Annotated in this window: 9 protein-coding genes; 3 read left to right on the forward strand and 6 right to left on the reverse strand. The window is 72.2% G+C overall.

Annotation, left to right across the window (positions count from 1 at the left end):
- Nucleotides 1-110: 110 nt before the first annotated feature.
- Complete coding sequence (locus tag AB0B50_RS16470) at nt 111-1,550, reverse strand: alpha-amylase family protein (protein WP_362331257.1); 1,440 nt, start codon at nt 1,548-1,550, stop codon at nt 111-113.
- Nucleotides 1,551-1,748: 198 nt separating this feature from the next.
- Here AB0B50_RS16470 and pulA point away from each other — a divergent pair, with 198 nt between their 5' ends.
- Both pulA and AB0B50_RS16480 read left to right on the forward strand, forming a co-directional pair.
- The gene (gene pulA / locus AB0B50_RS16475) at nt 1,749-4,451 is read left to right on the forward strand and encodes a pullulanase-type alpha-1,6-glucosidase (RefSeq protein WP_362331260.1); all 2,703 of its coding nucleotides are present in this window, start codon (nt 1,749-1,751) and stop codon (nt 4,449-4,451) included.
- Nucleotides 4,452-4,514: 63 nt separating this feature from the next.
- Nucleotides 4,515-6,146: a fused response regulator/phosphatase gene (locus AB0B50_RS16480; RefSeq protein WP_362331263.1), complete on the forward strand. Its 1,632-nt coding sequence runs from the start codon at nt 4,515-4,517 to the stop codon at nt 6,144-6,146.
- A 43-nt stretch (nt 6,147-6,189) separates the two neighbouring features.
- Here the strand turns inward: AB0B50_RS16480 and AB0B50_RS16485 are convergent, their stop codons facing one another.
- Nucleotides 6,190-6,705: a GNAT family N-acetyltransferase gene (locus tag AB0B50_RS16485; protein ID WP_362331266.1), complete on the reverse strand. Its 516-nt coding sequence runs from the start codon at nt 6,703-6,705 to the stop codon at nt 6,190-6,192.
- Between the two features lie 51 nt (nt 6,706-6,756).
- On the opposite strand from AB0B50_RS16485, the gene AB0B50_RS16490 reads away from it, so the two are divergent.
- Nucleotides 6,757-7,116, forward strand: coding sequence for an isomerase (locus AB0B50_RS16490; protein WP_362331269.1), 360 nt, complete (start codon nt 6,757-6,759; stop codon nt 7,114-7,116).
- Here the strand turns inward: AB0B50_RS16490 and AB0B50_RS16495 are convergent.
- From AB0B50_RS16495 to AB0B50_RS16510, 4 genes are all read right to left on the reverse strand, one after another.
- Nucleotides 7,107-7,835: a TetR/AcrR family transcriptional regulator gene (locus AB0B50_RS16495; RefSeq protein WP_362331272.1), complete on the reverse strand. Its 729-nt coding sequence runs from the start codon at nt 7,833-7,835 to the stop codon at nt 7,107-7,109. The two genes, AB0B50_RS16490 and AB0B50_RS16495, sit on opposite strands and share 10 nt — an antisense overlap.
- A 49-nt stretch (nt 7,836-7,884) precedes the next feature.
- Nucleotides 7,885-8,955 (reverse strand): PDR/VanB family oxidoreductase, encoded by a 1,071-nt coding sequence (locus tag AB0B50_RS16500; protein ID WP_362331275.1) that lies wholly within the window; start codon nt 8,953-8,955, stop codon nt 7,885-7,887.
- Nucleotide 8,956: 1 nt separating this feature from the next.
- Entirely contained in the window at nt 8,957-9,871 is a 915-nt protein-coding gene (locus AB0B50_RS16505) for a metal-dependent hydrolase (protein WP_362331278.1), read from the reverse strand.
- 115 nt (nt 9,872-9,986) lie between these two features.
- The gene (locus tag AB0B50_RS16510; RefSeq protein ID WP_362331281.1) at nt 9,987-11,891 is read right to left on the reverse strand and encodes a hypothetical protein; all 1,905 of its coding nucleotides are present in this window, start codon (nt 11,889-11,891) and stop codon (nt 9,987-9,989) included.
- Between the last annotated feature and the right edge of the window lie 248 nt (nt 11,892-12,139).

Raw genomic sequence — 12,139 nt, forward strand, 5'->3', positions numbered from 1 at the left:
TCGACGGCCGCCGGGCTGGCAGGAAGTTAACAGCCCTGCAAGGTCTTGCGAAAGACCTTGCAGGGCTCTTTTTCATCTGCTGCCTCAGACTGCTGTCTCGGGCTGCTGTCTCAGCTGTGGAAGGCCACCGCGCCCATCGCGGGCACCGTGATCTCGGCCGAGCCGCCGGAGACGGTGACGCTGCTCGCGCCGCCGTCGAGCACGTTCTCGTACGTCCCGTCCGCGAGGTTCGTCGCGAACGTGTACGTCGCCTCCGCGGACGTGTTGTTGAGCGCCATGAAGCCCTTGTCGCCCCGGCTGAAGCCGATGACATCGGGCGATTTCGCCTGGAAGTTCGTGTATGCCGCGCCGTCGGTGGCGTTGTGGAAGGCCACCGCGCCCTTGACCGCCGTGTCGCGGTCCAGGCAGGACCAGCCGGCCGAGCAGTCGGTGTCGGTGACGAAGCCGTCCGTGTTCGGCGGCGCGCCGTCGGCGTCGGACCAGGTGAAGCTTGCGTACACGGACGGGGTGCCGTAGCCGCGGCCCAACTGGAAGACGGTGGCGAGGGTGGTGGTCGCGCCGTCCTTCATGCCGAGGGTGTAGCCGTTGCGGTCGGTGTCGTGGTTGGTCACGAACGTCGCGGACTTGTCCTCGGGGAGCAGGCCCCAGCTCTCCCCGAACGTCTCCAAGTTGGAGATGTCGCCCTTGAACTGGTCCTTCAGCTTGCTCGCGTATGTGAAGTCCAGGACGTCACCCGTGCCGAAGTAGTCACCGGGAGCGGGCGTCGCGCCCGGGTAGACCTCCTGGAACATGTACGGCTTCGTGCCCGACGCCGTGGGCTCCAAGTACCCCTCGATCGCGGCGAGATCGGCCGCGGGGATGTGCTTGGCGGCGTCGACGCGGTAGCCGTCCACGCCGATGCCGGTGAGTTTGTTCAGGTAGCCGGCGATCTTCTTGCGGACGCCGTCCTCCTCCGTCTCCAGGTCGGGCAGGCCGAGCAGTTCGCAGTTCTGGACCTCGGCCGGGTTCGACCAGTCGTCGATCGTGAGGTCCTCGTCCTTGCAGTCGTCGCCCTGGTGGAAGTCGCCGGGGTCCCAGTCCGGGGTGTCGTACTTATCGGTGATCTTCGTGCCGCCGTAGCCGGTGCCCGGCTGTGCGGAGGTGTGGTTGATCACCGCGTCGACGTACACCTTGATGCCCGCGCCGTGGCAGGTGGCGACCATCTCCTCGAACTGCTTCTCCGTGCCGAACCGGCTGTTCAGGGCGTACGCGTAGGGCTGGTACACGTCCCACCAGTTCAGGCCCGCGGCCTTGAGGGACTCGGCGGGCGGCGCGACCTGGACGGCGCCGTAGCCGGCCGGGTCGAGGACGTCGGTGCACTCGGCGGCGACCGACTTCCAGTTCCACTCCCAGAGGTTGGCGATGGTGTCGCCGTTGGGGACGCCGGTGTCGGTGGTGAGGGCGGCCTGCGCGGTGGCGGGGGCGGGCAGGGCGGCCAGGCCGCCGAGGGTCAGGGCGCCCGCCGCGAGCAGTCGCGCGGCGCGCCGCCGTGGTCGTGGGGGGATGGGCATGCTGCGGCTCCTTGGAGGTTCACGGTGGTCGGGTTCACGGTGGTCGGGGTTCACGGTGGGGGGGCAACTTCGTCCCGTCCGGACCAAGTTGCGTGTCGGGGTGAGCGTGAAGGGGCTGATGTGACTCAGTCAATGCGTCGACTGGAAATTCTTGCAATCTCTTGCTGCAAGACGGACTTGGCGGTACGTTCCCCCGTCATGGCCCAGGAGTTCAGGCACCGCACCGTCGCGGTCACCGGCATCGTTCTCGCGCTCGTCGCGGCCCTCTTCGCCGCGATACCGGCGGGGGCGGCGTCCCCCGACGGCGACGCCCCCCTCGACCTGACGAAGTCGACCGCCCGGTGGATCGACCGCGCCACCGTCGCCGTCCCGCGGGGCGGCGAGGTCGCTGCCACCGCCCGCCTCGTCGCCGACCCGGACGGCGAGCTCGCCGTCCGGGACGGTGAACTCGTGGGCGAAGGCCGCGAGTTGAGGATCGTCCGGACCCCCGGCGGGCTCTCCGGGGCCCAGCGGAAGAAGTTCCCGCACCTGGCGGCGTACGCGGCCTACGAGGTCGACGCCCGCGACCGCCGCCACGTCGCCGAGGCCCTCACCGGCCAGGTGGTCCTCACGCGGCGCGCGGCCGACGGCACCCTCGTCACCGCCACCGGCGTCCAGACCCAGGGCGTCCTCGACGACCTCTACGCCGCGCGCGCCACCAAGGCCTCGCTCGGCCCGGTCTTCCGCAAGGGGCGCCCCACCCTCTCCGTCTGGGCGCCCACCGCCCAGTCCGTCGCCCTCGAACTCGGCGGCGAGCGCGTGCCGATGAGGCGCGACGACACCAGCGGCGTCTGGTCCGCCACCGGCCCCGCGCGCTGGACCGGCAAGCCCTACCGCTACGTCGTGAAGGTCTGGTCCCCGAGCGCCCGCGCGGTCGTCACCAACAAGGTCACCGACCCCTACTCGCTCGCCCTGACCGCCGACTCCACCCACAGCCTGGTCGTCGACCTCGACGCCAAGTCCCTCGCCCCCAAGGGCTGGTCGACGCTGAGGAAGCCGCGGGCCGTGCCGCTGAACGACGCGCAGATCCAGGAACTCCACATCCGCGACTTCTCCGCGTCCGACCGCACGGCGAAGGCCCGCCACCGCGGCACGTACCTCGCCTTCACCGACGCCCGCAGCAAGGGCTCACGGCACCTCAAGAAGCTCGCGAAGGCCGGGACTTCGTACGTCCACCTGCTGCCCGCCTTCGACATCGCCACCATCCCCGAGCGCAGGGCGGACCAGAACACCCCGGACTGCGACCTCGCCTCCCACGCCGCCGACTCCGAGAAGCAGCAGGAGTGCGTGGCCGCCGTCGCCGCCGACGACGCCTACAACTGGGGGTACGACCCCTTCCACTACACGGTGCCCGAAGGGTCGTACGCCACAGACCCCGAAGGGACCCGCCGCACCGTCGAGTTCCGCGAGATGGTCAAGGCCCTCAACGGCGAGGGGCTGCGCGTCGTCATGGACGTCGTCTACAACCACACGGCCGCGAGCGGGCAGGACCCCAAGTCCGTCCTCGACAGGATCGTGCCCGGCTACTACCACCGCCTGCTCGCCGACGGCACCGTCGCGAACTCCACCTGCTGCGCGAACACCGCGCCCGAGAACGCCATGATGGGCAAGCTCGTCGTCGACTCCCTGGTCACCTGGGCGAAGCAGTACAAGGTCGACGGCTTCCGCTTCGACCTGATGGGCCACCACCCCAAGGCCAACATCCTCGCCGTCCGCAAGGCCCTGGACGCGCTCACGCCGAAGAAGGACGGCGTCGACGGCAAGCGGATCATCCTCTACGGAGAGGGCTGGAACTTCGGCGAGGTCGCCGACGACGCCCGCTTCGTCCAGGCCACCCAGAAGAACATGGCGGGCACCGGCATCGCCACCTTCTCCGACCGGGCCCGCGACGCGGTGCGCGGCGGCGGCCCCTTCGACGAGGACCCGGGTGTCCAGGGCTTCGCCAGCGGCCTGTACACCGACCCCAACTCCTCGAAGGCCAACGGCACCCCGGCCCAGCAGAAGGCACGCCTCCTGCACTACCAGGACCTCATCAAGCTCGGCCTCACCGGGAACCTCGCCGACTACACCTTCACCGACACCGAGGGGCGTACGGTCAAGGGTTCCGAGGTCGACTACAACGGCGCGCCCGCGGGCTACGCGGCCGCCCCCGGCGACGCCCTCGCCTACGTCGACGCCCACGACAACGAAACCCTCTTCGACGCCCTCGCCTTCAAGCTGCCCGCGTCGACCTCCGCGGCCGACCGCTCCCGCATGCAGGTCCTCGCGATGGCCACGGCCACGCTCTCCCAGGGCCCCGCGCTCTCCCAGGCGGGCACCGACCGGCTGCGCTCCAAGTCCCTGGACCGCAACTCCTACGACAGCGGCGACTGGTTCAACGCCCTGCACTGGGACTGCCGCGACGGCAACGGCTTCGGGCGGGGCCTGCCGCCCGCCGCCGACAACAAGGCCAAGTGGCCCTACGCCAAGCCGCTGTTGACGTCGATCCGGGTCGGTTGTGCGGACATCAGGACCGCCTCGGCCGCCTACCGGGATCTGCTGAAGATCCGTACGACCGAACCCGTCTTCGGACAGCGCACGGCGGACGAGGTGCGGCGGACGCTGAGCTTCCCTCTGTCGGGCCGCGAGGAGACGCCCGGGGTCATCACCATGCGGCTCGGGGATCTGGTCGTGGTCTTCAACGCCACCCCGGACACCCGGGAACAGCAGGTACAGGACGTCGCGGGGAGCGCGTACCAATTGCACCCCGTCCAGAGAAAGGGCGCAGATCCTATCGTCAAGGCCGCGACGTACGAAGAGAGTTCCGGGATCTTCACTGTTCCCGGTCGGACCGTCGCCGTGTTCTCCCGGAGCGCCCGCTAGAGCGCTAACTTGGTCGGGCAGGCCCGAGGGAGGTCTGCCCCACCAGCCCCAAAGGGGCCCCGCGTGAGTGCCAACGGCAAGGCAGACACCACGATCCTGGTGGTCGACGACGTCGCCGCCAGCCGATACGCGCTGGGCGCCGTCCTGCGCAGGGACGGCCACCGCGTCGTCCTCGTGGCCAGCGCAGGCGAGGCACTCGTCGAACTCGACGTCCGCCAGCGCGCCGGCGAGCTGCCCGACGTGGCGCTCGTCGACGTCGGCCTGCCCGACATGAGCGGCTTCGAACTCTGCCGCCGCATGAAGGAGTCACCCCCGACCGCCGCGCTGCCCGTCGTGCACTTCTCGGCCGCCCGGATCGCTCCCGCCGACCGGTGCCTCGGTCTCGACGCGGGCGGCGAAGCCTATCTGACGGTGCCCGCCGAACCGGAGGAGATCCAGGCCGTCGTCCGGGCCGTGGCCCGCGGCGCCCGCCACCGCAGCGACGCCGAGGCGCAGGCCGGGCATCTGGCCCAGCTCGCCGAGACGGTCCTCGACGTGCAGTCGGCCCGTTCCTCGCGCGAGCTCGTCGAGGCCGCCGCGGCCGGCACGGCCCGCCTCACCTACGGCCCCGCCGCCGCGTTCGTCCTCGGCGGGGACGGCGAACTGCATCGGGGCCTGTCCCGGCGCAGATCCGCGGCCTCGCTGCCCGACGACGGCGCGCACGAGGCGGTGGCCCGCCTGATCCAGCGCACCCTGTCGGGCCGCGTCGGCGTGCGCAGCACCGTCGTGCCCGCTCCGCTGTGGCCGCCCGGCTTCTTCCAGCCCGAGCCGCCCGGCGGCAGCGGCCTGCCCGACGGCGCCCGGCTCACCCTGGCCCGCTCCCGCGACGGCGGCGTGCCCGTCTGCCTGGCCACACCCGCGTACGCCCACGGCATCACCGAGGACACCGGACGCCTGGTGGCCCGGCTCGCCCACGCCACCGCGTACGCCGCCGAACGACTGCTGATGTACGAGATGGAACGCCACATCGCCCTCACCCTCCAGCGCAGCTTCCTGCCGACGCAGGTGCCGCCGGTGCCCGGCGCCGAGATCGCCGTGCGCTACGAACCCGCCTCCCGCGACACGGAGATCGGCGGCGACTTCTACACCGCGCTCACCACACCGCGGGGCGTGCTCACCGGCATCGGCGACGTCGTCGGCCACTCCCTGGAGGCCGCCACCGTCATGGTCGAGATCCGCCACGCGCTGCGCGCCTACTGTGTCGAGGAGTACGACCCCCGAGTGCTCGCCGGGCGCCTCGACAAGATGCTGCAGCGCTACCACCCCGAGGTGACGGCCACGCTCTGCCTCGCCCTCGTCGACCCGGCCACCGGGCACACCCGCGTCGCCAACGCCGGACACATCCCGCCGCTGGTCGTCGGCGCCGACGGCGCCGCCTACGTCCGGGCGAGCGGCCCGCTGCTCGGCCTCGGTCTGGACCGGCCGCCGCCCACCGAGACGGTCCTCGGACCCGACGACCGGCTCGTCATGGTCACCGACGGGCTCATCGAGACCCGCGGCACGGACCTCGCGGAGTCCATGGAGCATCTGCGCACGGTCGCCGCCGACGCGCCGCCCGGCGCCGCCGCCCTGTGCGACACCCTGCTCGCCTGCTTCGGGCACGACAGGGGCGACGACATCGCGATGCTCGCGCTGCGGCTGAGCGGCGACCTGTAGGACGTCGTACCCGGCCGTCGTACCCGCCCGTCGGGCCCATCCGTCAGCCGAGCGGCTTCTCCAGGAGCAGTACGCCGTACGTGCTCCCGTCGGCGGCGACCTTCCCCGCCAGCTCGCCCACCAGCGTGTACCCGGCCTCCTCGTAGTACGTGCGCAGCCGCGGGTTGGTCGACACGCAGTCCAGGCGGCACACAGCGCGCCCGGCCTCGGCGATCCGCCGCTCGGCCCGCGCCAGCATCGCCCGGCCCGTCCCGGGCCGCACCCCGCGCCGCACCATCAGCCGGTGGACATAGCCCGCGACCGGCGGCTGCGGGCCCCACGCGGGCTCGTCGTCCCACCACACCTCGTACGCCCCCGCGACCTCGTCGCCGTCGTGGGCGAGCCACACCTCTTCGTCGCCCGAGGTGATCAGCCGCCGGAAGTGCGGCTCGCCCTTGTCGCCCGGCTTCCACTGGTCGATGCCGCGCTCCAGCATCCAGCGCGCCGCGCCGTCGTAGAGGTCCGCGAGGGCGGCCGTGTCGTTCTCGTCCGCCTTGCGGAAAGCGAGTTGTACCGTCATGACGATCACCGTAAGGGTGGGTACGACACATCGATCAAAGAGGGGTGGCCCATGCCGCAGATCACCGTCGACTACTCCGAGCGCCTCGCGGACGCCTTCGACCGCAAGGGCTTCGCGCTGGCCCTGCACCCGCTGCTCGTGGACCTGGCCGATGCCACGCCGACCGCCTGCAAGACGCGGTTCGTGCGGACCGAGGAGACCGTGGTGGGCGAAGGGGCGGGCGACGACGGTGTCGTGCACGTCATGATCGGGCTGCTGCCCGGCCGTTCGGACGAGACCAAGGCACAGGTGACGACCGCCGCGCTCGACCTCGTGCGGCAGTACGTGAAGGCGGCCGACGGGCTCACGCTGCACGCCTCGGCCGAGATCAGGGACCTGGACGCCTCCTACCGCAAGGCGGTTCAGACCTGAGCCTGCGGCACCAGCGCCACGAGCCGCTCGATGAGCTCGGCGAACGGTCCGTCGGGCGGCTCCGAGGCGAGGATGTCGGCGAGGACCCGCGCCATCTCCCCGTCGTAGGCGGCGCTCACCGCGGCCAACGCGGCGAAGTCGTGGACCAGTTGGAGCTCCAGCTCCGCGCGCGGGATGCGCCGCCCGTCCAGCCAGATCAGCGCCGTCGACTCGGCGAGCGAGATCCAGGAGCGCACGACGAGTTCGAGCCGCGCGGGCGGGTCGGTGATCCCCAGATGCATGAGGATCTGGTCGTACGCCGCCTGCCGCACCGAGTCGATCAGCGCGTTCGTCGTCGACGCTGCGTCTATGGAGCAGGCTCCGCCGGCGGAGACCGCGGGGCCGCCCCGCATCAGCGCGGAGAAGCCGGGCCCGTGCTCGTCGACGAAGGCGAGGAAGCGCCCCATCACCCGCAACAGCCGCACCCCGAGCGGCCCTTCGCGCGGCTCGACGAACCGCTCGGCCAGATCCTCGGCCGCCCGGCGCAACGCCGCCTCGTACAGGCTGAGTTTGCCGGGGAAGTAGTGGTACACCAGCGGGCGCGAGATGCCCGCGGCCGCCGCTATCTCGTCGATGGACACGTCGTCGGGGGAGCGGTGGCTGAACAGTTCGAGCGCGACCCCGATCAACTGCTGCCGCCGCTCCTCGACACCCATCCTGCGGCGCACCCCGGTTGTCATGCGAACACCTTACCGAGCGGAACCGGCCCACCGGTGAACCGGTCCGACCTCACATGTCGAGCACGATCCGCTCGCCGCGCGCCCGCGAGACACAGATGAGCATGGAGTCGCCCCGCTCGTCGTCCGTGAGCAGCTCGTCCCTGTGGTCGATCTCCCCTTCCAGGACGCGCTGTTGGCACGTCCCGCAGAAGCCCTGCTCGCAGGAGTACGCGGTGTTGGGCAGCTCGGCACGGACGGCGGCGAGCACCGTGGTGTCCGCGGGAACCTCCACCGTCCGCTTGCTGCGCCGCAGTTCGACCTCGAAGGCCGCGTTGTCGTCGCCCGCGGCGCGTGGCGCGAACCGCTCCAGGTGCAGCGAGCACCCCTCGGGCAGAACGGCGCCGACGGCCTCCATCAGGGCCTCGGGGCCGCATACGTGGACGGCGGTGCCCCGCGGTGTCCCGTCGAGGAAGGCGGCCGGGTCCGGCAGCCCGTCCTCGTCCTCGGCGACGACGGTGACCCGCGTCCCCTCGGGCCCGCCGAGCTTGACGACCTCTTCGAGGAAGGGCATCGAGGCCCGCGAACGCCCCCCGTACAGCAGCCGCCAGTCGGCCCCGGAGGCCTCGACGGCCCGCAGCATCGGCAGGATCGGCGTGATCCCGATGCCGCCGGCCACGAAGACGTACGAGGGTGCGTCGGCGAGCGGGAAGCGGTTGCGCGGCCCGCGCACCTCGACCTCGACGCCCGCCCTCAGCTGCTCGTGCACCTCGCGCGAACCGCCCCTTCCGCCCTGCTCCGCGGCGATCAGACGGGTGGCGACGGTGTACGAGGAGGTGTCCTCGGGGTCGCCGCACAGCGAGTACTGCCGCACGAGCCCCGAAGGCAGGACGAGATCGAGGTGGGCGCCGGGTTCCCAGGCGGGCAACCGGTCGCCCTCCAGCCTCAGTTGGACGACGCCCTCGGCCACGCTCTCGTGCCGGGCGACCACCAGACGCAGCGCCCGGCTGCGCGGCTGCCCGGAGATCGGCTCCTCCAGGGAGGGCAGCGGCCACAGCGGCGAGGCCGCGATGCGGCGCCGCATGGCCCGCCTGGCGAGCAGCGCGACGCCCGCGGCGAGGACGACGGTGCGGATGCGCGGCATGTCAGGCGGCTCCCTTCTCGGTGGCGAGTGCGGCGAGTGCGGCGGGCGAGGAGGCGAGATAGGCGACGGCCTGCTCCGTGCTGCCCTCCTGGGAGGGGTGGTAACTCCGGCTCAGATAGCGGGGGATGGACTTGATCATGTCGCCGGTCGCGGGCAGCGTGCCCGCGCGCCCGCTGCGGTAGAAGTCCTTGAAGCTCGCCTTGCCGTCGACGAGGGTCGGGTCGTTCTCCATGAAGAACCGCGCCCCGCGCTGCCACAGGAAGACCAGGGCGCTGAAGGCGGTGGCCCAGGTCCTGGCCCGGCGCCGGTAGCCCCCGTCGACGTGCATGAACAGCTCGAAGGCGACGGAGCGGTGCTCGACCTCCTCGGCGCCGTGCCAGCGCAGGAGGTCCAGCATGGTCGGGTCGGCGCCCCTGCGGTCCAGCTCCTCGGCGTTGAGCACCCAGTTGCCGAGAAAGGCGGTGTAGTGCTCGATGGCCGCGATGATCGCCACGCGCTCCATCAGCCACCACTGGCGCGGCTTGCCCGGCGGCAGCGTCCGGTCGCCGAGCAGCTTCTCGAAGAGCCAGTCGACCTGCGCGGTGTACGGCGTCGGGTCGAGCCCCTGCTCCTTGAGGTGCGGCAGGACCTCGTCGTGGGCCTGCGAGTGCATGGCCTCCTGGCCGATGAACCCGATGACGTCCTCGCGCAGTCTCTCGTCGCGGATGAGCGGCAGGACCTGCTTGTAGACGTGCACGAACCAGCGCTCACCGGCGGGCAGCAGCAGGTGCAGCACGTTGATGGTGTGCGTGGTGAACGGGTCGTTCGGGAGCCAGTGGAGCGGGGTGTTCTCCCAGGAGAAGGAGACGTTGCGTGCCTTGAGCGGTATGCGCTCGGACGCGACGGGCTCGGGCGCCCGGCTCTGCGTATTAGACATGGCGTCAATGTACTGAGGGGTAGCCCGGGGGTACAGGGGTGTGCGGAGGGAACTTCGGTGGCCGTCGAACACCGGCTTCGCCGAGTGCGTCCTCAATCGCCGGACGGGCTTTCCGCTACCGCAGTGTTGCCACCTTCCTGCCGTCTGCCAGCTCGCCGCTCAGCCGGGCCCGCGTGCTCCGTTCCGTCCTCACCGCCAGCACGTTCCCCCGTGCCCGCTCGCCGCCGGACGCGGTGATGGATGTGACGTCCTTGCTGCCCGCGCCCAGGAGATACCAGTGGCCCGCGCGGGACTTCCACAGGACGCCCGCGAGGACCTGCGGGTCGCGGGTGCCGCAGGCGGGGGAGTCCTCGGCCTTCGCGGCGACGGCGCCCGCGGGCCCCTCGGGCGTCTGGAACTGGGCGAGGACCCGGCTGCCGCCGCCCCGCCAGGTCTCGGCCCGGGTGCAGACCCACGCGGCGGCGCCGTCGCCCTCGGGCAGGGTCTGACGGGCGTACGCCCAGGAGTTCACGGACCGCACGCCGTGCGAGCGGACGGAGGCCAGGGAGCACGCGGACTTCGTCCAGTCGGCGGCCGTGGCCTCGCGCGGAGCCTGCGGACGTCCCGAGGTCAGATGGGCGGGGACGAGCTCGCCGAGGTCGGTCGACATACGGACGGCGCCGGAGTTGTCGCGCAGCCGCAGCGCGTTCCAGGACGTGCACCGGCCGTTCTGCGCGGGCCCGGCGAAGGGGCCGGTGACGCCGTCCTCGGACCGGGGCAGTGAGGCACCCTTCGCCCCGGGCTTCAGAAGATCCTGGACCGAGGAGGACGTGACCCAAGGAGCGGTGAGGTACCGGATGTTCCCGTCGGCACGGTTGACGACGACGGCGCCCGCCTCGGCGCCGGTGGCGCCGTCGACGCGGGCGAAGTCGAGGGCGGCGCCGCTCGTGCCCTCCCGGGGCTCGGCGTACCGGACGATGCGCAGGCCGTCGTAGAGGAGGACGACGCGGGCGGCGTCGACCTCGCCGGCGAAGAGCAGCTGCGCGGGGCCGGGGGGTGCGCCCGCGGCCGTGCCGGGGGTCGCGGAGACCTGCACGGATTCGCCGGGCCGTGCCCAGACGGCGAGGGCGCGGCGCAGCAGGGCCTTGTCGCCGGTGAGGTTGCCGCGCGCGGGCCACACGGAGAAGTCGGTGCGGGCGGAACGCTTCCACGTCGCGGCGGCGACCTTCGTCAACTTCCCCGGATCCAGGGCCGCTTGACCGGCCGGGTTCTTCGCGTACGGGGGAGCGGCGGCTCCGTCGGGCCCCCAGCCGTCGCCCGGCAGGCCGAGCAGCGCTCCGCACACCAGCGCGGCGGCAGCCGCGACGCCCGCGGCCCGCATGTGCTGCCTGCGCCGCATCAGGTCGGTGGGCCTCGCCTGCAGGGAGCAGGGGTCGAACTCGGGGGATGCGAGCAGGTCGTACCGCGCCTCGATGCCACCGGCCTCGGCGAGGGCGGCCTCGGGGGCGTCGCAGCCCGCGGCGGTCAGTACGGCGCAGGCCCCGGCGTCGTCGAGGCCATCAAGACCGCGCAGGACGTAGGCGGCGCGGGCGGGTCCCGACAGGGCGGAGAGCCGCTGGTCCAGGGCGAGTTCGTCGGCGCCGCCGGAGCGGGGGAAGAGCCGCAGACCCCACACCTGGGGGAGCAGCGGCGGCAGTTGGGCCCGCTTGGGCCAGGCCTTCCGCTTCAGGGGGAGCCCGGCGTCGAGGGCGCTGCGCAGGACGTGAAGGCGTACGTACGCGTATCCGGCGTCGCCGTGGCGAGCGGCGCCGCCGCGCGGTGCGGGGACGGCGACGGCGTCGACGGAGGTGCGGCCGCGGGGCAGGGCGCGCTGGGCGAGTGAGTGCGCGGTCAGGACCCGCCGGTTGCGGCCGAGGCTGGGCGGCAGCACGAGGTAGGCGAGCCGGACGAGCCGTGGGTAGTGCTCGACGAGGGCGGCCTCGGCCTGCTCCACGTCGACGACGGGGGCGGGGTCGGACGGGGACGGGGGAGGGGACTGCACATGCGAGGACACGTTCAACAAAACGAGCGAATCGTCGGATGGTCACCTTGCCGCCTGCGGCGCGCTTGGCGTGGATCTTCGTTGCTCGGCGGTATCTCCTTCACCGCCGCTCCGCGGCGGGTGTCCCCCACCCGCCCGCCCGATTGCCCCGCAGCGGACTTGTGCGAGCAGGAGCACAGGCTGGGCGGGAGGGGAGGCGGTGGCGCGCCCTTCCACCCACCCGAGCCGGTGAAGGTCGCACCCCCACT

The sequence above is a fragment of the Streptomyces sp. NPDC041068 genome, from assembly GCF_040647455.1.
Lineage (GTDB): Bacteria > Actinomycetota > Actinomycetes > Streptomycetales > Streptomycetaceae > Streptomyces.